The sequence below is a fragment of the Sporolactobacillus shoreicorticis genome, assembly GCF_024125445.1.
In the GTDB taxonomy this organism is placed as follows: Bacteria; Bacillota; Bacilli; order Bacillales; family Sporolactobacillaceae; genus Sporolactobacillus; species Sporolactobacillus shoreicorticis.
This window is the reverse complement of sequence record NZ_JAMXWM010000008.1, coordinates 91,905-115,670: the sequence shown is the minus strand read 5'-3', so window position 1 is coordinate 115,670 and position 23,766 is coordinate 91,905. Positions and strand designations below refer to the sequence as shown.

30 protein-coding genes and 1 pseudogene are annotated in these 23,766 nt (G+C 43.7%); 17 read left to right on the top strand and 14 right to left on the bottom strand.

Annotated elements, in window-relative coordinates; all coding sequences use genetic code 11:
• Positions 1-119: 119 nt before the first annotated feature.
• The 3 genes from NIE88_RS08960 (at position 120) to NIE88_RS08950 (ending at position 2,472) form a co-directional block, all read left to right on the top strand.
• On the top strand, positions 120-605 hold the full coding sequence (locus NIE88_RS08960) for a DUF2812 domain-containing protein (protein WP_253061324.1): 486 nt from the start codon (positions 120-122) through the stop codon (positions 603-605).
• 270 nt (positions 606-875) lie between these two features.
• Positions 876-1,352, top strand: coding sequence for a flavin reductase family protein (locus NIE88_RS08955; RefSeq protein ID WP_253061322.1), 477 nt, complete (start codon positions 876-878; stop codon positions 1,350-1,352).
• 85 nt (positions 1,353-1,437) lie between these two features.
• A complete protein-coding gene (locus NIE88_RS08950; RefSeq protein ID WP_253061320.1) occupies positions 1,438-2,472 on the top strand; it encodes a threonine aldolase family protein in 1,035 nt (344 codons plus the stop codon).
• 609 nt (positions 2,473-3,081) lie between these two features.
• Here the strand turns inward: NIE88_RS08950 and NIE88_RS08945 are convergent.
• The 4 genes from NIE88_RS08945 to NIE88_RS22600 all read right to left on the bottom strand — a co-directional run bounded on the left by NIE88_RS08945 (position 3,082) and on the right by NIE88_RS22600 (position 5,046).
• Positions 3,082-3,270: a hypothetical protein gene (locus tag NIE88_RS08945; protein ID WP_253061318.1), complete on the bottom strand. Its 189-nt coding sequence runs from the start codon at positions 3,268-3,270 to the stop codon at positions 3,082-3,084.
• Positions 3,271-3,304: 34 nt separating this feature from the next.
• A complete protein-coding gene (locus NIE88_RS08940) occupies positions 3,305-3,856 on the bottom strand; it encodes a hypothetical protein (protein WP_253061316.1) in 552 nt (183 codons plus the stop codon).
• Between the two features lie 66 nt (positions 3,857-3,922).
• Positions 3,923-4,627 (bottom strand): T7SS effector LXG polymorphic toxin, encoded by a 705-nt coding sequence (locus NIE88_RS08935; protein ID WP_253061378.1) that lies wholly within the window; start codon positions 4,625-4,627, stop codon positions 3,923-3,925.
• Positions 4,519-5,046 (bottom strand): T7SS effector LXG polymorphic toxin, encoded by a 528-nt coding sequence (locus NIE88_RS22600; protein WP_253061314.1) that lies wholly within the window; start codon positions 5,044-5,046, stop codon positions 4,519-4,521. Before NIE88_RS22600 ends, NIE88_RS08935 begins: the two co-directional genes overlap by 109 nt.
• A 612-nt stretch (positions 5,047-5,658) precedes the next feature.
• On the opposite strand from NIE88_RS22600, the gene NIE88_RS08925 reads away from it, so the two are divergent.
• The 4 genes from NIE88_RS08925 to NIE88_RS08910 all read left to right on the top strand — a co-directional run bounded on the left by NIE88_RS08925 (position 5,659) and on the right by NIE88_RS08910 (position 8,553).
• Positions 5,659-6,432, top strand: coding sequence for a hypothetical protein (locus NIE88_RS08925; RefSeq protein ID WP_253061380.1), 774 nt, complete (start codon positions 5,659-5,661; stop codon positions 6,430-6,432).
• A gap of 68 nt (positions 6,433-6,500) precedes the next feature.
• Positions 6,501-6,869 carry an RNA-guided endonuclease InsQ/TnpB family protein gene (locus tag NIE88_RS08920; RefSeq protein WP_253061312.1) on the top strand — a complete coding sequence of 123 codons (369 nt, stop codon included), beginning with the start codon at positions 6,501-6,503 and terminating at the stop codon, positions 6,867-6,869.
• 242 nt (positions 6,870-7,111) lie between these two features.
• Positions 7,112-7,642 (top strand): GNAT family N-acetyltransferase, encoded by a 531-nt coding sequence (locus NIE88_RS08915; protein WP_253061310.1) that lies wholly within the window; start codon positions 7,112-7,114, stop codon positions 7,640-7,642.
• Positions 7,642-8,553, top strand: coding sequence for an aminoglycoside phosphotransferase family protein (locus NIE88_RS08910; RefSeq protein ID WP_253061308.1), 912 nt, complete (start codon positions 7,642-7,644; stop codon positions 8,551-8,553). The genes NIE88_RS08915 and NIE88_RS08910 overlap by 1 nt, the downstream gene beginning before the upstream one ends.
• A 39-nt stretch (positions 8,554-8,592) precedes the next feature.
• On the opposite strand, the gene NIE88_RS08905 is transcribed toward NIE88_RS08910, so the two are convergent.
• Positions 8,593-9,033, bottom strand: a complete 441-nt coding sequence (locus tag NIE88_RS08905; RefSeq protein ID WP_253061306.1) for an Lrp/AsnC family transcriptional regulator — start codon at positions 9,031-9,033, stop codon at positions 8,593-8,595.
• 145 nt (positions 9,034-9,178) lie between these two features.
• Here NIE88_RS08905 and NIE88_RS08900 point away from each other — a divergent pair, with 145 nt between their 5' ends.
• The 7 genes and pseudogenes from NIE88_RS08900 (at position 9,179) to NIE88_RS08870 (ending at position 13,203) form a co-directional block, all read left to right on the top strand.
• On the top strand, positions 9,179-10,444 hold the full coding sequence (locus NIE88_RS08900) for an APC family permease (RefSeq protein WP_253061304.1): 1,266 nt from the start codon (positions 9,179-9,181) through the stop codon (positions 10,442-10,444).
• 67 nt (positions 10,445-10,511) lie between these two features.
• Positions 10,512-10,955, top strand: a complete 444-nt coding sequence (locus NIE88_RS08895) for a GNAT family N-acetyltransferase (protein WP_253061302.1) — start codon at positions 10,512-10,514, stop codon at positions 10,953-10,955.
• A gap of 45 nt (positions 10,956-11,000) precedes the next feature.
• Positions 11,001-11,372: pseudogene (locus NIE88_RS08890) on the top strand (HAD family hydrolase); the annotation flags it as partial.
• Between the two features lie 30 nt (positions 11,373-11,402).
• Positions 11,403-11,690, top strand: coding sequence for a hypothetical protein (locus NIE88_RS08885; protein WP_253061298.1), 288 nt, complete (start codon positions 11,403-11,405; stop codon positions 11,688-11,690).
• On the top strand, positions 11,653-12,201 hold the full coding sequence (locus tag NIE88_RS08880; protein WP_253061296.1) for a metallophosphoesterase family protein: 549 nt from the start codon (positions 11,653-11,655) through the stop codon (positions 12,199-12,201). Before NIE88_RS08885 ends, NIE88_RS08880 begins: the two co-directional genes overlap by 38 nt.
• A 19-nt stretch (positions 12,202-12,220) precedes the next feature.
• Complete coding sequence (locus tag NIE88_RS08875) at positions 12,221-12,583, top strand: winged helix-turn-helix transcriptional regulator (RefSeq protein ID WP_253061294.1); 363 nt, start codon at positions 12,221-12,223, stop codon at positions 12,581-12,583.
• A gap of 116 nt (positions 12,584-12,699) precedes the next feature.
• Positions 12,700-13,203, top strand: coding sequence for a YbhB/YbcL family Raf kinase inhibitor-like protein (locus NIE88_RS08870; RefSeq protein WP_253061292.1), 504 nt, complete (start codon positions 12,700-12,702; stop codon positions 13,201-13,203).
• Between the two features lie 7 nt (positions 13,204-13,210).
• Here the strand turns inward: NIE88_RS08870 and NIE88_RS08865 are convergent, their stop codons facing one another.
• Positions 13,211-14,092 carry an AraC family transcriptional regulator gene (locus tag NIE88_RS08865; protein WP_253061290.1) on the bottom strand — a complete coding sequence of 294 codons (882 nt, stop codon included), beginning with the start codon at positions 14,090-14,092 and terminating at the stop codon, positions 13,211-13,213.
• A gap of 134 nt (positions 14,093-14,226) precedes the next feature.
• Between NIE88_RS08865 and NIE88_RS08860 the strand changes: the two genes are divergently transcribed.
• On the top strand, positions 14,227-15,444 hold the full coding sequence (locus NIE88_RS08860) for an MFS transporter (protein ID WP_253061288.1): 1,218 nt from the start codon (positions 14,227-14,229) through the stop codon (positions 15,442-15,444).
• A gap of 79 nt (positions 15,445-15,523) precedes the next feature.
• Here the strand turns inward: NIE88_RS08860 and NIE88_RS08855 are convergent, their stop codons facing one another.
• Positions 15,524-15,943, bottom strand: a complete 420-nt coding sequence (locus NIE88_RS08855) for a hypothetical protein (RefSeq protein ID WP_253061286.1) — start codon at positions 15,941-15,943, stop codon at positions 15,524-15,526.
• A gap of 118 nt (positions 15,944-16,061) precedes the next feature.
• Here NIE88_RS08855 and NIE88_RS08850 point away from each other — a divergent pair, with 118 nt between their 5' ends.
• Both NIE88_RS08850 and NIE88_RS08845 read left to right on the top strand, forming a co-directional pair.
• Positions 16,062-16,589: an HAD-IIIA family hydrolase gene (locus NIE88_RS08850; protein WP_253061284.1), complete on the top strand. Its 528-nt coding sequence runs from the start codon at positions 16,062-16,064 to the stop codon at positions 16,587-16,589.
• Positions 16,590-16,610: 21 nt separating this feature from the next.
• The gene (locus NIE88_RS08845; protein ID WP_253061282.1) at positions 16,611-17,087 is read left to right on the top strand and encodes a GNAT family N-acetyltransferase; all 477 of its coding nucleotides are present in this window, start codon (positions 16,611-16,613) and stop codon (positions 17,085-17,087) included.
• A 5-nt stretch (positions 17,088-17,092) separates the two neighbouring features.
• Here the strand turns inward: NIE88_RS08845 and NIE88_RS08840 are convergent, their stop codons facing one another.
• The 7 genes from NIE88_RS08840 to NIE88_RS08810 all read right to left on the bottom strand — a co-directional run bounded on the left by NIE88_RS08840 (position 17,093) and on the right by NIE88_RS08810 (position 23,516).
• Complete coding sequence (locus NIE88_RS08840) at positions 17,093-18,076, bottom strand: ketopantoate reductase family protein (RefSeq protein WP_253061280.1); 984 nt, start codon at positions 18,074-18,076, stop codon at positions 17,093-17,095.
• 6 nt (positions 18,077-18,082) lie between these two features.
• Positions 18,083-18,709: a TetR/AcrR family transcriptional regulator gene (locus tag NIE88_RS08835; protein WP_253061278.1), complete on the bottom strand. Its 627-nt coding sequence runs from the start codon at positions 18,707-18,709 to the stop codon at positions 18,083-18,085.
• 259 nt (positions 18,710-18,968) lie between these two features.
• Positions 18,969-19,487 carry an O-acetyl-ADP-ribose deacetylase gene (locus tag NIE88_RS08830; protein ID WP_253061276.1) on the bottom strand — a complete coding sequence of 173 codons (519 nt, stop codon included), beginning with the start codon at positions 19,485-19,487 and terminating at the stop codon, positions 18,969-18,971.
• An 83-nt stretch (positions 19,488-19,570) separates the two neighbouring features.
• Entirely contained in the window at positions 19,571-20,551 is a 981-nt protein-coding gene (locus NIE88_RS08825; protein WP_253061274.1) for a polyprenyl synthetase family protein, read from the bottom strand.
• 24 nt (positions 20,552-20,575) lie between these two features.
• Positions 20,576-21,109, bottom strand: coding sequence for a Gx transporter family protein (locus tag NIE88_RS08820; RefSeq protein ID WP_253061272.1), 534 nt, complete (start codon positions 21,107-21,109; stop codon positions 20,576-20,578).
• A 23-nt stretch (positions 21,110-21,132) separates the two neighbouring features.
• The gene (locus NIE88_RS08815) at positions 21,133-21,552 is read right to left on the bottom strand and encodes a NusG domain II-containing protein (RefSeq protein WP_253061270.1); all 420 of its coding nucleotides are present in this window, start codon (positions 21,550-21,552) and stop codon (positions 21,133-21,135) included.
• Between the two features lie 23 nt (positions 21,553-21,575).
• The gene (locus NIE88_RS08810; RefSeq protein WP_253061268.1) at positions 21,576-23,516 is read right to left on the bottom strand and encodes an NAD(P)/FAD-dependent oxidoreductase; all 1,941 of its coding nucleotides are present in this window, start codon (positions 23,514-23,516) and stop codon (positions 21,576-21,578) included.
• Positions 23,517-23,766: the final 250 nt, after the last annotated feature.

Genomic DNA, 23,766 nt, shown 5'->3' with positions numbered 1-23,766 from the left:
GGATCGATTAAGGGAGCTGCTTACAAATGGAGAAAAAATAGCATGGGGTGATCCGGATGAAAAAGATCGTTTATAAATGGCTTTTCAGTTATGAAAAAGAGGAATAATGGCTGAATAAAATGGCACAAAAGGGCTGGGCGCTTATTTACTTTTCCTTAGGAAGATACGTATTTAAATCATGTTCCAAAGGCGAGTATCTCTATCGAATCGAATTATTGAAAAACAGTCCCAAGCATCTGAAAAGTAGGGAGTATCTTCAATTTCTTGAGGAGACCGGCATCACATGTGTGACCACAAGTATGAATTGGGTCTATTTAAGAAAACCAGTGAAAGACGGTCCTTTTAACTTATATTCAGGCATTGATTCAAAAATAGCTCACTACAAAAGAGTGATGGGCATATGGATCGCGTTGATGTTTGCTGAATTTGCAGTGGCTGTTTTCAATTTAATGATTGGTATTAATCTTAATGTTCCGCGTATTAAATGGATTAATTTGTCGGGGTGTGTCCTGCTCTTTATACTCACAGGGGTGTTTGCTTGGCTCAGCATTGATTTATCCAGAAAAATAAAACGGTTGGAATCAGAAAGGATCATACGTGAATAGTTCGTATTAAGAGGTAAAGTGAAATCGATGTGATAGATCAGAAGGAGGCAAATGGGGTGGGGGACTTTTTAATGCTGCATTTCCGTGGGTTGCTTTGGGCATTGCAGTAGCTATTATCTTAACGTATATGGATTCAAAAGGGAAAAGCGAGAAGATAAGAAACGGTAAAATCCAATTGGTTACTCGTGTTCAACAGATAACTACTTTTTATAAATTTGTCCTATAATGAATATATGGCAAATATGTGAACTGAGAGAGGAAGCATGAAAAATGGATCCGAAAGCGAAAAAAACAGCACTTCGCGGTATCACTTATGGTTTATACCTCATTGGAACAAAAGATGAAAGCGGCGTGAACGCGTTTGCTGGAAACTTTCTGACGCAGACATCGTTTGAACCGCCGTTTGTAACCTTGGCGGCAAAGGCGGGGACACGTTCTCAAAAGCAAATTGCCTCAAGCGGTGTGTTCAGTGTTAATTTATTGGAAAGCGGACAAAAAGATATGGTCACTGCTTTCTTTCGTCCGCTCGAAGTTGACGGAGACATGCTCGCCGGTTATGCGTTTACTACGGAAGAGACCGGCTGTCCGATTTTCAAAGATGCGTTGAGCTTTTTTGAATGTAAGGTCATTGATCGTCTGGAAATCGGCGACCATTTTATTTATGTCGGCGAAGTAATCAACGCCGGTGTTCATCGTGAAGGTGATCCGCTCACAATGAAGGAAACCGGTTTTTATTATGGCGGTTAGTGGAAATGGGTTCCGCTGCTCGCGCGACTGTGCTATAGTCCAATTAATAAGTTGAAAAATTAGACAGCTGAGGTGATTCATTGCAATGTACAGCTTTAAAAACGATTATAGTGAGGGCGCGCATCCGCAGATCCTGAACGCACTGCTAGAAACGAATCTTGTTCAGGAAGAGGGCTACGGTGAAGATCAGTATTCGTTGAAAGCTGCCGAATTGCTTAAGGAACGAATGAACAGTGCAGACGCTGCCGTTCATTTTCTAACCGGCGGCACGCAGACCAATATGGCAGCAATTGCCGCATTCTTGCGTCCATACGAGGCGGCTGTTGCCGCTGCAACCGGACACATCAATGTCCATGAAACGGGTGCGATTGAAGCGACTGGGCATAAAGTTCTGGCGGTTCCATGCGCAAAAGACGGTAAACTGACTCCTGAAGGGATTCAATCGATGATCGACGCGCATCCCGATGAGCATATGGTTAAGCCGAAATTGGTGTACCTATCCGATACGACCGAAAATGGGGCTGTATATACGAAAGGCGAATTGGAAGCGATCAGCGCGTTTTGCAAAAGCCAGCAGCTTCTTCTTTATTTGGATGGGGCGCGCCTTGGATCGGCACTCACTTCGAAGGCAAACGATCTTGAACTCAGCGATCTGCCAAAATTAGTTGACGCGTTTTATGTAGGTGGTACAAAAAACGGCGCGCTGCTTGGCGAAGCGCTCGTCATCTGTAATGATGTGCTTAAAGCAGATTTTCGATATATGATGAAGCAGCGTGGCGCCATGCTTGCGAAGGGAAGAGTAACCGGGATTCAGTTTCTCGAATTATTTCGGGACAACCTGTTCTTTGATCTCGCCGCTCATGCCAATGCGATGGCGCTGAAGCTCGCCGAAACGATTAAAGCCGCCGGCTATGAATTCTTGACACCGCCGATTTCCAATCAAATTTTTCCGATTTTGCCTGATGAATTGCTCAGCGTACTTCACCGGAATTTTCAATTTTTTGATTGGGAAAAGGTTGATGATCATCATTCTGCCGCTCGTCTTGTCACATCTTGGGCGACCAAGGAAGAAGCGGTCGATGCTTTCACTGCTAGCCTGAAAGAGAAAGTTACCAAATAAGAAGAAACAAGTTACGACGTGAAAAACGAAACGCAGTCATTTGAACCCTCGAAGCTGGATAAATTAAAGTCCAATTTTGAGGGTTTCATTTTGTTTTGAACGGATCCCTAAAAACTGAACAACAAAATCCTCCTTTTAGGAGGCGGTTCAATAATAATGAGTGTTTGGTTCTGATCAATGTTTTCTTTATCATCCTTAGAAAAAGAGAGATAAATTATTTGAATTTAGGTTTTAACCATAGAGCGACAATTTTCCCATCGTTGTCAACAGACATCCGGGAAACCGATTCGAATGCAGGTTTGTTGGTTTTCGAATGTGTTCAACTCCAGAGAATACACCCTTTCTTGACTACTTTTCTAAAAAGGAAAGTACCTTCCCATGTATCTTTGTTTTGTTAACTCAATGCTAGGCACAAAGGATACTATTTTTAGTTCTTTTTTTATAAAGTTGATTAAAATCTAAGCAAAAAAGTAATTCGCAAAGAAAAATGTAGTGATCAAGTTTCCTAATCTGCCCGTATCCATTTAGGGGAAAGGGGAGAGATTAAAACCAAAAAAGGCTGGAATGCTTTCCCCTTTCAAGTTTTAGTTATTAAGATTCTTATGCGATTCATTTTTCTTTTACTTTATGCAGGGCATCTAGCCATTCTCCCCACATTGCTACATCGGTAGGTTTTCCATCATCTAAAAGTGTAAGGCTACCTAATAAAACTGCAATATCATCAGCTTTTGTTTGATTATAATAATTATCTAAAAAGTTTATCATTACCTTCAGTGCTTCTTTTTCATTTAATTTCATAGTAATTTCTCCTCATAATTAAGTATTTGAAATGTCATTTTTTCGTTACATTGGATGGCTTAGAAAAACCAGTACCAGTAGTGAATTTTCTAGGTGGATTATTTACGCCCCCGTTTTGAATTATGCCATTTCTCACTTGAACCCACACTTGCGTCTTATCAGATAACAGCTTTCCATACCATGTATTCCCATATTTATCTTCGCCTAAATAACAATTTATATCATTGGCTGTATCTTGTAACAATTGTCTGCTTGTTTGATTATCCGGTAAATGACCTTCAGCATTTCGAAAAATATGTCTCATTTGAGGCTTATTTTGCGGAAAGTCTGCTTTCGGAATTTTTACTTTGTTGCGATTCATAACATTGTTTCCTGTTTGTTTAATAAGACTCTTATCAACTTTTTTAATTGACGCTTGCTGGATGATACTCCTGACGTTATTAATATGATCAATAAAGTTACTTTTTCCGGCGCTTTCAGCAATCCTTGAAAGTTTGCTTCTTAAACCAGACGAGTTAATTGTATTATACGGGACGTCCCCGACGTATTGAAATTTTGGCGGAAATGGGTTATTCCGTCTGTTCATTTTTTCTGCTGCTTTGTTTGCATACTTAACTGCTTTTGTTTTTGCCAGCGTACCTACTTTCCTTGCTTATGTGCCCAGTTTTTCTAGGTTAGCCACTTTGCTCACTTGGCTGGCGCCTTTGGTAGTAACAATTGCGGTGACTATCGTGCCCAGGGCATGGGCAACCCACCTTGACCGTGTGTATGGGTCTCCATGTACCATATCTTTGTCATAGGATTTAAGGATTGCTTGGGCAATGAGTGCCGAAGTTTGCTTCCAATTCCATAGTGCGATCATTGTGTTTGTCGCAGCTTTTCTAGGGTCTTGAGCCATATCAATAAATCCATAGACGATATCTTTGCCCGTATCAATGAAGCCTTGCGTCATTCCATGGTTCATTTGATCCTTTAAAAGGCGCATACGAAAATCGGTTGGCAGACTGGCCTCAGTATTCATTACTCGCGTCTGTTCCTGCTGCTTTTTGATTGCCAAATAGTTCTGGGTTTCCTTCCGCATTTTATCTTGAATCTGATAGATTTTACTGTCATGATAGGCGGTTGCGTTGAAATGCATCGGTTGAACATCGGCACCTTGACGGGTAGCGTTGATCAGTCCTTCGTATAATGCCTTGATGTTTGGCAAATCTTCAGTGATTTGGCGGTATTCATTCGTCAAGGATTGATCTAGATCTTGAACATCAAGAACCATTTTCGCACGTTTTTTATCTGCGGCATCAAGCTCCTGATCGACGTCATGGTTGGAAAACACATTGATGGGGACAAGATCGGAAATACTGCTGAGAATCTTGGCAATGTCATCCCGCTCGCGCACCATTTTCTTGGAACGCGCGTAACCCAGGACAGGTCCTCATTCAAAAAGGGGACGCGAACCTGTGTATCCCCACCGAGGTTCTTGTCATCAATCGTACCTGCAACATCTTGAAAATAGGCGATCTTTTTGTCAATCAGCCGCAGCCAGCTATCTGTGACATTCACTTGCGCAGTATAAAATTGTTTGATTGCTTGGGCTCCATGCCCTTGAAAATCGGAGCCAAGTCCGGCGATTTGCTGGAATGCCGCGCGCAAACGATGAAATTGATCCCGCAACGTTTGATAATGTTTGGCATGTGCCTTAGCGGCTGTGATCAGTTCTTTAGCATCATAGGTTTGTGTATCACTTGCGGAACCGGAGCCGCCCATGTTTACTCTCATTTTATCACCTTCAGGATAGAAACAATTCAATGGAATGGATGATCAGGGAACACAGAAATAGGATGTGTTTCTGGAAGAACAGGGGAAAGTCTTTTGGTTTGTTTCTAGTATACAAAATGTGATCAATTGATGAACACGGCCGAAACGCCTAAAAAAGAATGGAGATTTTGCTGATCAGTGATTTGTCGACGATATTCGACATAAAATTCCCTGCCGTTGGGACTAGAGGCTCAACACATAAAAAAAATCGACCGAATCAGGCTTCCGGTCCAATTTTTTACCAATCATTTATGTTTTTCAATTCTTTCTTAATGGTTGCCAAGGTCAGAAGTAAGAATAGAATGATACCTTAACGTATACGCGCTAAGATTTAACGGATTACTGCATACACATCTTACTTCGAATAGAGCAAGTGGCTTATATATGCATGATAAAAGGGAAGAAATCATCTGTTTGACATAACGAGTGCAATGTATGTCCCCAAAAGTTGGATATTGCTATCTAATTTCTGGGGCAGTTCAGTGATCAAACAGGTTTATTTTTTATTAGTTAGATGCTCCTTTCAAAAAAAATCGGAGAACATACAATATTTTAAAAAGAGGAGTAAAAATAATGTCGAGTGATGCATCCGATTTTTTTGAAAATCCATATCGACACAGGCATTCAAGAAATTGCCGCTGTTGTCCAGATATCTATTGCCCTCCCAATTATCCTTGGATGGTCGGTGCAACCGGAGCAACCGGAGCCACAGGGGCTACGGGAGCTACTGGGTCCACCGGAGCTACTGGCGCAACCGGAGCCACGGGTGAATCGGGAGCAATAGGCCCGGTCGGTCCAACCGGGGCTACTGGGCCCACTGGAACGACCGGAGATGCGGGAGCCACCGGCCCAACAGGACCTAATTTGGCTGAAGAAGGATTTTCAGCCTTCCTTCCTTCATTGTCCGTTAACACGGACTCCCAGCTAAGTAACTGGTCTGTTGCTTCACCATATTTTTACAGTGCTAATTTTAACGAATTGACAGGTAATTACACAGTACCGGCCAGCGGCGTCTATTCAATTAAGGCGACAATCAATTATTCAACAATGGCAGCGATCGGCGCAGACATTGGTCCCAACACGAATCCGGCATTCGTTGTAAGGAGAACTGCGCCTATATCAACAGATTTAATCAGTGGATTCTTCCCCATTTTAAATGTGGATATTCTATTTATTCTTTCTTTAAGAGCAATACTAGGAAGCAGTGCTGTCACTTTGACTGGTGAAGTCGAGTTGAACGCCGGAGATGTCATTGGTTTATTCTATGATGCAGACGGATTGTCAATAGCGATTCAATTAGGCGGCACAGCAGCAGGCATTACATGGTCCATTCATCGGCTGACTTAAAGTGATCACTCAAGACCTTAATGAGTTATATCTCCATTTGGAAAATCTCTTTTCTATGATTAATAGGAATGGGATTTTTAATTTATACAGGAGACCAGCCTGAGAAAACTCGGCCATTCATTGCTGAGATGAATCAGCGTCAGAATTATTTGCATCAGATCACCACAAAACTGGTGAAAAGTTATGATCTGATCGCCATTGAAGATCTGAAAACCAAAAACCTGTTGCACAATCATAAACTGGCACGGGCGATTGCCAACCAAGCATGGGGAGAAATTCGCCGAATGCTCACCTACAAATGTGCATGGTATGGCAAAGAACTCGTGATCGTTCATCCGTATAAGACCTCACAAATCTGTTTCCATTGCGGACATGATGATGGGAAACATGAACTCAGTGTCCGTGAATGGACATGTCCCGATTGTGGCGCGCCATGATCGAGATAGCAACGCAGCGAAAAATGTTCTAAATAAGGCAATCGCCACAAAATAAATAACGGCTTAGTACGAGTCTTAGTAAAAAAGTCTTAACCTCTACTTGAATTTTCCAAGCAGGTATGAGATGTTCCTAGAAGCCCGGGATTTTAATCCCGATGTAGTTCACGCTTCTTCATGATTATTTACTGAATTTTTTCTTAGCTAGTGGTATGTTATTGAGACAAAAAAAGAGGAGATGCCATATGGATGAGAATAAATTAATCATTCGGGAAGCGAGAAAATCCGATGCTGCGCCGATTCTCGCTTTTCTTAAGCAAATTGCCGATGAATCCGATTTTTTGACCTTTGGTTCTGTGGAAGAACTGCATCTGACCATTGAAAAAGAAGAAGCGACTTTTGAGAAGTATGCGAAACTGGAGAACGCTCTGTATTTGGTTGCCGAATATGACGGAAAAATTGCCGGAACACTCAATTTTGACGGCGGGACGAAGAAACGAACGGCGCATGCCGGCGAGTTCGGGATCTGCGTGCGCAAGGATTACTGGGACAAAGGCATTGGCCGAGCATTAATTACTAGAATGATTGAATGGAGCAAAGAAACGGGCGTGATCCGTAAAATTAATCTACGCGTCTGTTCGGATAATCCGCGTGCCGTTAATCTATACAATTCTTTTGGATTTGAGGAAGAAGGTATAATCAAACGCGATTTTCTGATTGACGGCACGTTCTATGATTCAATTCATATGGGACTTTTCATTGATGGGCAGAAATAATGGGGGAACACAGGACTTCTTTTCTTGGCATACCCGGATCTTCGGACTGGAGGCAGCTGAAACCGATCCGATCAGGCTGGTCGCATGATCAAAAGTATACGTTTCAATCACAAAATCAAAGGTATTTGCTGCGTCTTTCTGAAGGGGTACTCTATGAACGCAGAAAGAAAGAATTCGAAGCTTTAAACGGGTTAAACAAATTACCATGCAACGTGACGAAGCCAGTCGCTTTTGGCTGGTGCGATGAACGAAGAAAATGCTATACGATCATGACTTGGCTGGGCGGTGAACAGGCGGCAATTGTTTTGCCGAAGCTGAACCCTGAAGAACAATATAAGCTTGGCTATTCTGCGGGACAAATCATGAGAAAGATTCATAGACTTGCCGCTCCCGCTACACGGCCAGCATGGTCTGATCTTTATAATCATAAAATTGATCGCAAACTTGCCGCTTACAAGTCCTGCGGAATTCGAGTTGATGATGAGGCGTCAATGATCCATGTTATCGAAGCCAACAGAGCACTTTTAAAGGATCGGCCGCAGACCTTTCAGCATGGCGACTATCATTGCGGGAATATGGTGATTTCAAAGACGCATGAAATCGGTGTGATCGATTTCGATCGAATGGATTACGGCGATCCATGGGAAGAGTTTAACCGGATCACCTGGTGCGCCAATGTAAGCGCCGCATTTGCCACCGGACAAATTAACGGATATTTTGAAAATAAAGTCCCGGATACATTTTTTTCATTAATGGCACTGTATATTGCGACCAATATGATCAGTTCAATTCCATGGGCAATCGACTATGGAGGGCAGCAAATCAGCGTCATGAAAAGGGAAATGAAGCAAACCTTGACGGCCTACGACCGTTTTCATACGCCGATTCCCAAATGGTACAGACATGAATGAGAACATGGGGACAATTCATTGAGCCCCTGATCTTTAACCTTAGATTTCTTTTGATAACGCGGTAATTGCTTTATGGTCGATTGGTGATGAAAGAACAATTAAAGTCGTTGGTTTGCCATAGGCGAGACAGGCGTTGATATGATCCTCAAGTGTGTGGACGGATTCAGTCACTACCTTTGTGAGATAGCTGTACATCCCGGCAATCCGATGGCATTCCACAACGTCAGACTGCTCTTTTGTAAATTGAACGTACCTCATGCAGTCCTTCGGTTCCATTAATATAAAGGCAGTGACCTGTTTGTTTAGTTTTTCCGCTGAAACCATTGCTATATATTTTTTTATGACGCCTTGTTCTTCCAATCTCTTGACACGCTCGGTTACGGACGGAGACGTCAGCCCCACTTTTTTGCCTAATTCAATCATCGTTAAACGTGAATTTTCCTGTAAATGTGCGACAATACTGTAGTCAATCTCATCCATAAAAATCCCGCCTTAATTATTTAAGTATATGATCATTAATTCGTTGCTATATATTGGTGAATGATGTTTTTAAATAAATTATACCATGTGAATTATTTCTATCACTATATATAATTAGGAAAAATTCATGTGGGGGTAGACGATTTTGAGCGAGTCATCATTAAAAAGATCAATCACTTGGGTGCAGGGAACCACGTTGACTATTGGCGCGGTACTCGGATGCGGGATACTTGTCCTGCCATCAATCACAGCGAGCAACGCCGGTCCTGTTTCTTTATTATCCTGGACACTTATGTCTTTACTCGCTTTTCCGATTGTGCTGACAATTGCTCAACTTGCGAAAAAAATACCGAGTGCCGGAGGAATCATGGCGTATATTGCCCATGCTTTCGGCGCGAAAACAAGTGCGTTGCTCAGCTGGGTCATGCTTGGCTCCATACCAGTAGGCCTGCCAACGATTGCGCTTACCGGAGCCTATTATGTCAACGATTTGCTGCCGACAAATCGATGGGGTGTCGTTTGTATCGCAGCTTTGATCCTGCTTACTTCGCTGCTTTTCCATGTAAAGGGAATCGATCTCTCGGCCAAAGTGAGTGTTTTGGCAATTTGTCTCATTTTGTTCTTGCTTGTTATGGCTGTTATCGTTGCTTTTCCATACGTCAAGATATCTTCATTTACCCCATTTGCACCGCATGGCTGGTTTCCGGTGGGTTCGGCCTCTGTGGTCATCTTCTTTTCCTTTGTCGGATGGGAGATGATCACGCCGCTGGCAGAGGAATTTAAAAGACCGGGCAGAGACATTGCGATCAGTCTCGTTCTCGGTGCCGGATGTATTTCTGTTTTATATCTCCTTGTATCGTTTGTAACGATTGGCACGCATGCTTACGGAACAAGTAACGGGATGGCATCGCTCAGCATGTTAGTTGCCAAGGGATGGGGACATTCGGGAATTATCATCACTACGGTATTGGCTCTGTTCATTACATTCAGTACGGTGCACGCCAATATAGCGGGTTTCTCTAGAATGGTTTATGCGCAGGCAAGAGCGGGTTGTTTTCCAGCAAAATTAGCACGTTTGCATCCTAAATTTCAAACGCCGGTACATGTTTTAGCAGCACTTGGAGGGGCATTCGCTTTCATTTTATTGCTCTATGGCACGATTGCCCTGGATTTAGAAAATCTTTTGAAAGGCCCCAGTGTCGTTTTTATCACGTCCTACATTTTCACAATGCTTGCTGCTTTAAAAATGCTAAAGTCGTTGACGATTGGCTGGTTTATGGCGCTGCTTTCACTCTTAATCACTGTCATCGTTCTCTTTTTCAGTGGGTGGGCAATCGTATATCCCGTTGCTCTAGCCGTAGTTGGTGCGGTATTTCTTCATTTAAAAAAAACAAAACGAACAAATGATTGAAACTGCACGATTGAGTTGCGCGTGTGCTACACTATTGAAAAAAGGTAGCTTATAAGGAAGTGAAACCATGGAGCGTCTGCAATGGACAGTTAAATCATTTAATCAATTGACCGGGAAGGAAGTTTACGAGATTATGAAAGCGCGGGTCGATGTCTTTGTGGTTGAGCAGGAATGCCTTTACCATGAAGTCGATCCTTACGACTTAGTCAGTCTGCATGTCTTCACAACGGATGAGGACGGCGTAATCACAGCTTATGCGCGTATTTTTGAGATTGATGACGGAATGTCGTTCGGCCGGGTACTTGTCCGCAAAGATTGCCGCGGCAAGGGTCTGGCCAGCCTGCTCGTCGCCAAAGTGCTGCGTGTGATTAAGAAACGTTTTGCAGGCATGCCGATCGCCATTGAGGCTCAAGAATATGTTCAGTCATTGTATCTTCCTTTCGGCTTTGAACCGGCTTCTGAAATTTTCATGCTCGACGGTATTCCACATATACGCATGGAAAAAAGGTAATCTCAGCGAAGATGAGGATCATGGAACGCAGTATACACGGATTTCAGGAAAAACTTGACCGTTGACACGTCCAAGCTCTCTGTAGCATGTGCAGATGCCACGGCACTGAAGCCAATGATGAAAAAGTATCCCGGCCTTAATTTTTATGCGAACAGCGGAGAAAATTGGTATCAGATCATGCACAAGAATGCAACGAAGTTGGGCGGCATTTCGTTCGTTGCCGGGCGATTAAAATTAAATGCTGCGAACATTGTTGCCTTCGGTGACGATCATAATGATCTTGAGATGCTGAAAAAATGCGGCATAGGTATGGTCGTATCCAATGGGATTGAGAAGGTTAGAAAGACGGCCGACTTTGTCTGCGAGAAAAATGAAGATGACGGTGTCGCGCGGTGGCTCGAGGCTCATATCTGTTAACAACCGTTAAGATCAGTTGGTTTATGGGGAGTGAGTATCAATGAAAATAGCTGTCATCACGGATATTCACGGCAACGCTGCGGCTTTGCGCACCCGCTTGCTGAAATTGATCAGGCGCATGTATCCCATATTTATTGCCTTGGCGATACGATCACGATCGGACCTGAATCGAATGAGGTGCTTGACACCCTTTTTAATCGGAAGAATCTGTCAATGATTACCGGCAATCACGACGAGGGTGTGCTTGCGCTGATTCATAGACAGCCTTATCCGAAAAGTCATGGAGATACACGGGAGCCATCATCAATGGATTGTTGAGCGGCTTGATCCTTTTTACGTCAAACGGCTCGATTTGCTTCCACGCGTGATCGACACAACGATTATGGGACATTCTGTTCTTTTTACGCACTATCATATCGAGCAAGGAAAGCTGTCCGCACCTTCTGTTGATGCTCCGTTCAGCTCGATTGTTCAGTCGACACTTGACAATATGAACAATCTTTTTAGAGACTGCCATCAGGAATTGATCTGCTTTGGATACCATCACTCAACCCATTTTTTTAAGCCGGAACGCGTAACCTATCTTAATCCCGGTTCGCTTGGATGTGCGCAAGGGCCGTATGCACGGTATGCGATTGTGACATTGACATCCGAGCACTTTGACGTTTCGCTGCACAAAGCAGCCTACGATAATCATGACTTTCTTCGCTCCTACGTGCGTCTGGATGTGCCGGACAGAGAACTTCTGATCAAAGCATTTCATAGAAATCAGTCTTTGTTAAATGGGACAGGTGTTTCATCCAAATCACTAATCACTTTTGACTCATGAAATCCGGAGGTAATCTCAAATGAAACTGCGTCATCAATTTACGTGTCCCTTAGAATTAGTTCATGACATGATTAGAGGAAAATGGAAGCCGATTATTCTATGGAGACTTAGACTGGGAAATACCTCCTTATCAAAATTAGAGAGGGATATTGAGGGAATTAGCCAAAAAATGTTACTGGAGCATTTAAAAGAACTGATTGAGTTTGGCTTTGTTGAGAAGCAGCCTTACGAAGGCTACCCTTTGCGTGTTGATTATTTTCTAACTCAGCCGCATGGGGAACGAATTTTAGAAGCACTTACAATAATGCAGCAAATAGGCATAGACTATCTACTTGAGCATAATCAAGAAGAAGACTTAAGAAAAAGAGGAATCATTTCTTAAAATGGTGCAGTACCAACAAAAAAGTAAGTAATATACAGAATTAACACATGCCGGTACAATGAACTTATGTGGTAAGAGGTTGCGCAGCTTCTTGAATGAATAAGGAGGTTAAGAGAATGTTTGTCACAAGTTCGGGTATAACAAATGAGAAATTTCAAGACAAATATGGTAAACGGGGGACAGAATTCAATGAAAATGGAATACCTTCATACTCCATACCGTTTAAAATTGAGGAGGCTCCCTTAAGTACAGTCTCTTTTTCTCTTGTATTAGAGGACAAGGATGCCTATCCGGTGACAGGCGGGTTCTCATGGATTCACTGGCTTGCCACCAATATTACGAAAAATGAACTTTTGGATAATGAAAGTAAGCATGCTGAAGATTTTGTGCAGGGAGCAAATAGCTGGATGAGTCCCTTAGGCGGAAAGCAAAGTAAAACGCTTTCTAGCTTTTACGGCGGTATGGCGCCGCCTGATGCGCCCCATGTGTACGAGCTTCATGTTTATGCGTTAGATACGCTGCTTGATTTGGAAAATGGATTTTTAATGAATGAACTGTATAAGAAAATGGAGACGCATGTATTAGCAGAATATACCTTAAAAGCTGTCTATGACAATTAATACAGAATTAATGGTCCATCGTCTGTCGGATTCTATTGCGTTCAGTTTGTGGGGGGGTTCCTTTTAGCTGTTTGAATACACGACTGAAATAGTTGGCGTCGTTAAATCCGACGTTCATAGCGATTTCGGTGATGGTCAATGGACTGTTCTGCAATAGTTTTTCCGCCTGTTCTATTCGGAGTGTGTTGACATAAGCGACAACGGTTTTGCCATACAATTTCTTAAAGGTTCGGCAGAAATGTGATTCACTCATGAGCGCACGTTCGGCAAGATCATGAACCGTAATGGACTCGGTGTACTGTTCATGAATAAATGCAATTACCGATTTTAATTGGTTTAGGCTACTGATCCTCAAGTCAAATCGTTTCTTCGTGTATATTTTTTGAATATAATTGCGGATCAGGATGACTAAGATCTGAAGCACAACTGATTTCAGCGCAAGCTCGCAGCCTGGCAGATGTGATTCATGTTCGGCGATTAGTTTGTGCAGCAAGGGGACAAGCTGTTCTTTCTCGTCAATGATATGATCGAAGACGATGCGCTGCTGCATCAGCTGTTCAGCATAGTTCAGGTGGATGAGATCAGGCATATCTTGGAACATGGCCGCAAGATCAATGCGAATGGAACAGAAGGTTAATTGATCACAGAGACTCTCGATCACGTGCAGTTCATTGCAGTTGATGAGAAGCGTTTCGCCTGCACGCAAATCAAATACGTCCGATTCACAGCGGATGCGTCCTAACCCGCTCACCACATAGTAGAATTGCATTTCCTCATGCCAGTTCTCTTGATATCTCCAACCGTAGCCTAATCCTTCTTTTAAGTTTATGTCTAAGTAGGCATGCCGATCAGCGTTTCGCTTTGGTGAATAATTCGTTTCATTTTTCATTTGGAAAACCCTTTCGATCAAAATTGTGCTAAAGGTGAGCAGGATACTGCAAGATTTATTGTCGTTTACTTGTTAGTCTAAGAGTGTTCGAAAAAAATGTAAACGATGATGCGCTGGCAAGGAGGATGAATGCAATGAATCTTGCATTAAAGAATGAGAATCAGGCTGCCGTCAAACCTAAGCTGGCGGCGAAGCGGGAACTGTTCAGTCTCAGCGGTGTTCATTTTATCAATGATCTAATGACGACCGGACTTGTACCCGCACTTTTGCCTTTATACAAAGATGCTTTTAATCTGAACTATTTTCAAGCCGGCATTATTCTGTTCGTATCAATGCTGACATCATCCGTGGCTCAGCCTATATTCGGCATCATCACTGATAGGAATCCGAAAACGTGGTTTATACCGGTGGGAATCTGTCTGACGGGTTTTGGTCTCACGGCTTCAGGTTACGCTCCTGCTTATTGGGTGCTTCTTTTTCTCGTCGGATTATCCGGAATCGGTTCAGGCATTTTTCATCCGGAAGCGATGCGAGGCGCCTATATGGCAGCGGGTACGGCGAGAGGAACGGCGCAAGCGATCATTCAGGTCGGCGGCAATTTTGGTCAGGCAGTGGGACCGCTGCTTCTTCCTTTATTCCTGATTGCGACAGGGCTTCATGGGCTTGGTTGGTTTGCGTTGGCTACAGTTGCCGGTTTCGCATTAGTACTTTCCGTCATGCCATGGTACAGGCGCAGTCTGGCAGAAAATAAAGCGCGACAGAAAAACATCAAGGGACGCAATCATGTTGTCGGTCTCTGCCTGCTGACCGCTGTGGTCATTCTTCGGTCGTGGACACAGATCGGTGTCGCCGGATTTTTGCCGTTTCTTTATTTGCATCAGGGAATTGCGCTTAAATATGGTGATTTGCTGACCTTTCTGTTTCTTGGCGCCGGCGCGCTCGGAACCTTTATCGGCGGTCGCGTTTCAGACCGGATCAGTCGTAAATGGCTGCTGTTTTATTCAATGGCGGTAACGGTTCCCTTCGCATGGCTGTTGCCGCATGTTCATGGCATCATATCAATCATTGTTCTTTTCCTTTTCGGTTTCTTTGTTCTCTCATCCTTTGCCGTTACGGTTGTTTACGGGCAAATGATGTTTCCGAAGAACATTGGTCTGGTTTCCGGACTGATGGTCGGATTCGGAATTGGTGCCGGTGGGATTGGTGCGACGATGATCGGATGGCTGGCCGATCTTTACGGTGTCACCGTTATTTTTGCGTTTCTCTCATTGTTGCCGCTTGCGGCCGCTTTGCTCTCATTGCTGCTGCCCAGTGAACGGAGTCTTCTCAGCAGCAGTAACGAAAGTGCGTGAATGAAGGATTCGTATCGCTCCATTGAAATGAGTGTCGCATAAAGGCCCCCTGCATGTCTGCAGGGGGCTGTTGTGTTTCTTACTCTTGTGTTCCTTTTTCCTGTTCCATCAATTCTTTCCTTTTTCGTGCGTTGTTCTTGCCAATTATTGCGGTCATGACCAGTGAGGCGGCTGCCAAAATTAATGAAACGATATGAATGACTAATTGTATGGGACTTGCTTGCGCTCCTGAGCGTGCGCGTATTCCGGATGGACGCTGTCCGCTATTTTGCGAGCTCGTACCACCGCCGAACTGCGGAGCGCCGTTTGACCCGTTTGAAGCACTTTCCGATCCGTTTCCTCCATTGAAATTCGGCCTGTTTTGCAAAAAATTACTCTGAAAGGATCGCGCCTGCTGCTTACTGTGAACAAAACTGTAGATACCAAACGCTGATTCCAGAAGCAGTGCGGCAGTGACAACAATACCTAACCAATAATTGAATTTGTTGATACGTTCCATAGACTTATTCTCCTTCACAGGTTGCTCGAAATTCGGTACATCTAATGTAAAGCTATTTTCTTAAGAAAAGCTTAATATGGAGGAAGAGGAAAAAATTATGGCAGGGGGTTTTATACTGATGACAGAAATTCAGGCCGTATTTATTGATCGTGACGGAACGATTGGCGGGACGGGCCACTTTATTCATCCTCATGATTTTAAGCCGTATACGTACAGCAAGGACGCGATTCATCTGCTGAAGGCTCATGGAATCCCGCTTTTTGCCTGCACGAATCAGTGGAGGATCAGTAAAAGTCAGGCAGCAATGGACGACTTTTGTGAGGAGTTCAGATCCTATGATCTTGATGGTGCCTTCATCTGTCCGCATGGTCCTGATGACGGATGCACATGCCGGAAACCGAAGCCGGGTTTGCTGCTCGCGGCTGCAAAAAAATACCATCTGGATTTATCAAAAACCATGTGTATAGGGGATACGGGTACGGATATGCAGGCGGCAGGCGCGGTCGGAGCAAAGAAAATTTTGGTTCGGACCGGATGGGGTGAGAGTTCACTCAACGAATACCGGCACACATGGGCTGAAGTTGAACCTGATTATATCGCCGACAACTTGCTTACAGCGGCGCAATGGACTGTGTCGCGGCTGTAACGAAAAAGTGGAGGAATTAGTATGACAAATTACACGTTCAAACCAATGAGTGATCAAGAAGCGCGTGCCATTGCGGATTGGCACTATGAAGCCCCCTATTCTTTCTACGATTTCAGAAATGATGAAGAGGATCTGGGAGAACTGCTGGATTCAAAAGCGAGACAGGGAATCTATTATTCCGTTTATGACACTCAAAATAGCTTAATCGGATTTTTTTGTTTCGAAAAAAAAGAAGAGACCGTTGAGGTTGGTCTGGGGATGCGACCGGATTTAACAGGGAAGAGATTGGGTCAAGCGTTTATCCAAGCAGGTTTAAACTTTGCTGAAGAAAAATTCAACCCATCTATATTTTCATTGTCGGTAGCCATTTTCAACGAAAGAGCACTGAAGCTGTATAAGCGCATAGGATTTAAAATTATGGATCAAGTGACGCAAAAGTCTAATGACGGCGTTTACTCTTTTTATAACATGATGCGATCTGTTGATGGGCGCAAATAAAAACATTACTTTCCGTTTTCAAATTCCGCAATCTGCTGCATCATCTGCTGGAAGTATTTATCGAAGTACGGGGTCTTAACATGGAGTTCTTTTCCTTTGTCATGCACGCTCTTACATACATAAAGTAGATCATTGATGTTGGCATGGATCTCCATAATTCTTCTGGTCAATTGATTGGTTTTAAACATGCGCTTCATTATAAAGGCTCCTAATTTAGATGGCAGCTTGTAGGGGATGATTTCATTTCTATAATGACTCATCGTAACGCCTGTTGCCTGCACTATTTTGATACATTCACGAATGGTAAGGATTGCCTGACTTAATCCGGCTGTACGATTCATCAGTTGTCGCGCGGCTGAAACTGTATCTTTGATGCTTGCCAGACTTGCTGCGGTTGTAATAACCCCCGCGTTAATGGCCATATGCAGCCATATCCATTCCTGCATATCAAAGGGACATTCCAGTTTTATTTTTGATTGATGAAACAAGTGAGTAATGTCGGCATAGTTATCAATGTTGGCCTTGTTCTTGTGTTCTAACATGACGTGATCGAATAAAACACAATCCAACTCGCCCTTTTCTATGTCCATTTTTCCTCCAGCGACCGGATAGCCTAGAATATAGTTTCGACCTTTACACGCAGCATCCACTGAACGTTTGGTGTCACTGATTCCATTGAACATAAGAATCGGGCCATATAGTCGATTATCATCAAGCGTTTTGATGGCTGCTCGCCACTTATCGCCTGATACACTTAACAGGATCAAGTCATAGTTCGCACCGGTGTGTGCCTGGTGGACGGTGTATGTGTCGTGTATTATTTTTCCTTTACCATTTTCCCGACCATCAAGTAGCTTAACCGATATTTTTTTCGGACAGCTTTGTCTTTTTTCCACTCTTATGAAATGTTCCGTATCAAATCCTGCTTTTTGAAAAGCATAGGCATATGTTGTTCCGATTACGCCCAATCCAACAATCATAATTTTCATAAATTATTATTCCTCTCCACTGATTGAGTGCAAGAAGCTAAACATTCCTTTTTGAGCCCCTAACAGTAGTTCCATATTTTCTTCAAAAGCCTGCACTTTAGCTGGCATTGTTTTAGGATCCCATTTAAATAAATGAATATCTAAATAGAAATTTGCCAGTGTCAAAAGCATCTCGGCGGTTTCCAATGGGCGCGGCAAATGAAATCGTCCCTCGGAGATTCCTTGATCAATCGTTTCCGCATAGACTGGAGCCATTTGTTTCGTTAATGCGACCATTAATTTGTGATGGAAAATCATGTTTTCGGGTGCATCAATCAGTTCTTCCTGTTTCCGGCTGCCGTGAAAAAAATGAATCGTTCCCAGAATCATATGTACCAGTTTTCTGTCGGCCTCGGCGTCATGAAGATCTTCTTTTAACAGTTCGGCAATACATTGATTGACCATTAATTCTATAGCGGAATCCGCACATTCTTCTTTAGAACTAAAATAGTGATAGAAGACACCTTTGGATAGAGATAGTCTTTGCAAAATTACGGAAAGAGTCGTATTTTCATATCCGTTTTTTATAAAAAGATCCCATATCTTTAACAGCAGTTCCTTGCGTCTGCCTTCAAAATGAACTTTAGTGCGCATGACATGCTCCTTGCTGTTTATAATTAGACCGATGGTTTAAATATAATCCTTTTTTAGCTTAAGTCAAGATAATGATTGTAAACGGCTGCTTAACTATTTGGGGGTGTAAGGTATTTCGGGCAGATTGTATGTAATCAGCAAAATATTAGTCTGCACGCAAGAAGGTAGCGAACAGATATGGGGAGTTCATGAAGAATGTTTAAAAAAATAATGATCTTTACCAAGACGAGTTGCTCGTTTCGTTTAAACAAATCATTGTTCAACGCTCATTAACAGTGGACAATGCCTGATCATAGGCATGTTTTGTCCTCTCGTCGAAGCACACCATTTGTACGTGCGACACAATCTTTGACGTTCGTAAAAAATCCTGAATGGCTTGGATCGCAGTCGGGGCGGCCAATTCCAGCGGAAAATGGTAGACGCCGGTGCTGATCGATGGAAAGGCAACTGTCCGGCAGTCATGGGTTTCCGCAAGCTTAAGGCTGTTCACATAGCTGCTTTTCAATAATTCCCGTTCATGATGAGTGCCACCTTGCCAGATGGGGCCGGGGGTGTGAATGACATACTTGGCTGGCAGCCGGTAGCCACTGGTTATTTTTGCTTCACCGGTTCGACAGCCGTTCAGCGTTCTGCATTCGTCTAAAAGCTGAGGACCCGCGACGCGATGAATCGCGCCGTCCACGCCTTCGCCGCCAAGCAGGGAAGTGTTTGCCGCATTGACAATTGCGTCTGCGCTCACTTGTGTAATGTCTCCAAGCATAATTGTAATTTTGTTCATAAAAAAACCTCCAGTCCCAGATCAATGTCTCTATTATAACGCGAATACGAGCATTGATCACAACGTTGAAGGTTATCCTGATCTTACATTTTCCGGGCTAACAGCGATTTTGTCAGCCTCTCAAGGGTTATTTTGTACCTTCCGTCAGGAAGCTGCCGAAGTTCATTCAATGCTTTTTGTGTGAATTTCTCAGCGATAAGCATGGATTTTGCGATACCGTCGTGCTGTTTGATCATGGTTAAGATCACCTGAATATCCACTTCATCCAGTTTTTTGTCTTTATTCAGATAAGGACGAAGCGAATCAGGATCTGCTTTGACGGCATAAATGAGCGGGAGCGTATAAATGCCCTGCCGGATATCACTCATTACCGGTTTTCCAAGTGTCTGTCTGCTTCCTTGATAGTCCAGCAGGTCGTCAATAATCTGAAAGGCCATACCGATATGATACCCTATCCGCCAGGCTTGCGCAGCATCTTTTTGATCGGCTTTGCCTGCTAATGCACCTGCATAGCAGCTGACTGCAAATAATTGTGCCGTTTTTCCGGAAATCTGAGAAAAATACCGCTTGACAGAAACGGATGTGTGGAATTGTCCGTGTAATTGAGCCAGCTCGCCGGCAAGAATCTTATCCGCATGAAATCCACGGACATTAATCTGAGGGGCAGAATCCGCGTATTTGGAGAGAATCGAAAAGGCGAGCGCAAGCAAGTAGTCTCCGGTATAAACGGCGATTTTATTTCCATAGTCCACATGAACGGTTGTCTGGCCGTGCCGTGTGTCTGCTTTATCGATGACATCGTCGTGAACCAGGGTCGCCATGTGCAGACATTCGAGTGCTGCCGCCACCGCTTTCGGCCGCGCGCGTTCTGATTCCGGGCCGATATGTGCGCATAAAAGTGAATAAGCAGGGCGAAGCATTTTTCCGCCCGAATGAATCATGGCGAGTATTTTATCCTGTATGGCTGTGTCCCGTACACGAATATATGATTCGATCAGTTTAAGCACATCCGCAAGCTCTTCCTTAAGCTCTGGATACGATTCCCACATCCGATGAATGCCCATCGTTATCACCACCAATCTTGCCGTTTATTCATTCAATTCCCGCAAAGCACGGTAATTGTGTAATTTCTCTACGTGATTTAACAAGTAATTAGCCATAACACCGATCGCGATTCCTGCTAAAATACCGACAAAAGATAACATCGGCAGATAAAGAAGTACTGTCCATGTTTGCGCGATCCAGCTTGCGACAATGAGTTGTCCGATGTTATGCAAAATCGCGCCGGTCGCGCTCACCCCGATTAAGCTGACACGGTCAGGACCAAGCTTTTTGACAAGCCACATTCCTATGAAGCTTAGCACGATACCGGCTGAGCTGTACATGAATGTGGAAATTGTGCCGCCGAGCAATGTTGCCAGAATCAGCCGAATCGTGAGTACTTTAAGTGTATCCTTCGTTGAAAGGGTATAGAGCGCCATACAGGTAATGATATTTGCAAGCCCGAGCTTAGCGCCGGGCGCTGCGGCAAAGGGAAAAGGGATGGCGTTTTCGAACAAACTGATGACCACTGCCTGGGCGGCGAGAAGTGCGATATAAGCATTCAGCTGATTTTTTGTCATAAGTACCGAATCCCTTTGCCGTTTTATGAGCTGACAATAATCTCCTGTGACGGTGCGTGATTGCTCTTTATTTCAATGACGAGTCGATGAGGAAGACAGACAATGGTCTGACCGGGTTTGGAGATAAAACCCGTCAGCACACAGTTTTGGTCGGGGCAATCGGCACTTTTAACCCTGATTTGATCATTTTTTACCTCGATCGTATTACAATCGCCGCCAAGCATGTGAACATCAAATTGCCGTGTTTTTACGCTGCCTGTAAGTACAATACGTTTGACGACTTTGTTATTCACAGATATGACCGCAATATTGACACGGTCCGGATCACGATCATTTTTTGCCTGGACGGCGCTGAAAATGGTGAAGGGAAGAAAAGAGATCAGGACAAGTATCGTTACAATGATTATATCCCAGCGTTTAATCATTTTTAAACAGTTACCCATCGCTGATCTTCCCTTCTTTTGGTTTATTGATTCAATTGATTTGTATTCGATGGCTTAATGAGAGCGGGACTTTCGTTGTCCAAGGCATCATTATAAATCGCCTGTTCTTTACCATACCACCATCTGCTCAATGTCTTTTGAAGGAAAGGGACAACCCAATAATCAAATCCGACGGATCGACCTGAGCCGTTCATTAATGCAATTGAAGCAGGCAGTGCCCATAGATTATTCCAGCCGAGCATGGCACTGAGCGTAAACATAACGATAAATCCTGCACTTGCTGCGCTGCTGATCCATGTGAGCAGGCCTGCAAGAAGGGCCAGACCAATGGCGAGTTCGATAAACACCATGCTTTTCTGCATGAATACGGCCACATCGGCATTCGGAAGCATAAGCTTCATGATCCATTCAAACCAGAAGGGCATTTTGCTCAGAATAGGTGTGGCGTATTGGCTCGCTGCGTCGCCAGCGCCGCTGCCTGCTGACTGACTCGCACCGGTTGTTGCTGTCTGCAGCCAGTCAAACGGCATTTTCACAGAGGAGCCGACAAGCCAGGAATCCTTGCCAAGCCCGTTAAACAGCAGATGAAAATTTGACCAGTGTGACGTGACCTTGTTCCAAACACTTTCACCCCATATCTTTCCAAATGCTTCGTTAAGCCAGAAGCCACCGACAAAAACACGAAGCGGCAGGCTCCAGAGTACATTGCCATAACGAGTGGTAAAGTTACGGAAGATATTTCGCTTATCCTTCGTCTGGAAAAACTCGTGCATGATGTAATGGAACATATAATGCGCGCTACGCAGGCCGAAGAAGTAGTACAGGTTAACCATATGTTTCATCAAAATAGCAAAGAAGCCGCTTAGATGAATGCTTCCTAAATGGGCAACCCCGTATCTGGCGCCGATCGAAACCATCACACCATGATAATTGCCTTTAAATGCTGATTTTTCGTCCCCGCTGATCGCAGCAATAATGTTTTTAACTGCTGTTCCGGCTGTTTGCTCAGCTGCTTCTACAATTTGCGGGATTGGCCTTCCGCCATCTTCATGATAGGAGAGATCGCCAACGACATAAACATTTTCGAGACCCTCCGCTTCCATATATTTATTAACTGTTAAACGTCCCGCCCGAGCTGACTTCATACCGAAGCTGCCTGCTTGAGCATTTGCTTTTACTCCGGCCGTCCAAATCAAGGTACACGTAGGCAGTTCATCACCTGATTTCAGGACAATATGATCTGCTTTTACTTCTACAATCGGCGAACCGGTCAAGATTGTGACGCCTTTTTTGCGCATATAATTTTCCGCCTTGCCTGCATCTTTTCGCTCAAGCATATTCAAAATTGTTGGAACCGCTTCCACTAAATACAAAGAAAGATCATTTTCTGCCAGCTTATTGACCCTGGCGAGCCGCGCCCTCCATTCAATCAGTTCACCGATCATTTCAACACCTGTAAATCCTGAACCGCAGATGGCGAAGGTTAGCATGGCACGCCGTTTTTCTGCGTTATGTTCTGTCGCCGCGTCGCGGACAATCTGTTCGATGTGTGCGCGCAGCTTTACTGCGTCTTCCCAGGACATGAGGGTAAAACCATGCTCGCGTACACCTGGAGTGCCGAAATCATTGGACTCGCCGCCCATACCGAGAATTAAATAATCATAGGTATACGCTGCATGCTCAGTAGTCACCGTCTTTTTCGCATGATCTACATGTGTGACCTTGTCGGTGACCAGATTCACTTTCGTATGTTTGAAGAGTTTGCGCAGATCAAACTTAATAGCTTCAGGTTCCACGCGGTGCGCAGCAACCTCATGAAGCTCTGTCATCATCGTATGATAAGAGTGCTGGTCAATCAATGTAATCGTGACAGAAGTATCTTTCTTATACTTTTTTGCTAGTTTTTTTGCAGCATGAACACCGGCGTATCCGGCTCCAATAATGACAATGTTCTTAATCCCCATTAGTCTTTCCCCCTTCAAAAAAGCAATATTAAAGCGCTGTCATAAATGTGTGGAATGATTTGTGAAATAAAGAACAATTACCTAAATTAAATTTTACACGATAATATCTATATGTCCAGAGAGAGGAAATGAACAACAAAACTTTTCATGAAAACGTTCACAATTTAAACGTAGTCAATAAAGTGCTGACATGATATGATGGAAGAGCAAGGTAATGTGATAGAATTCACAAATTGTCGATTTAAGGGGG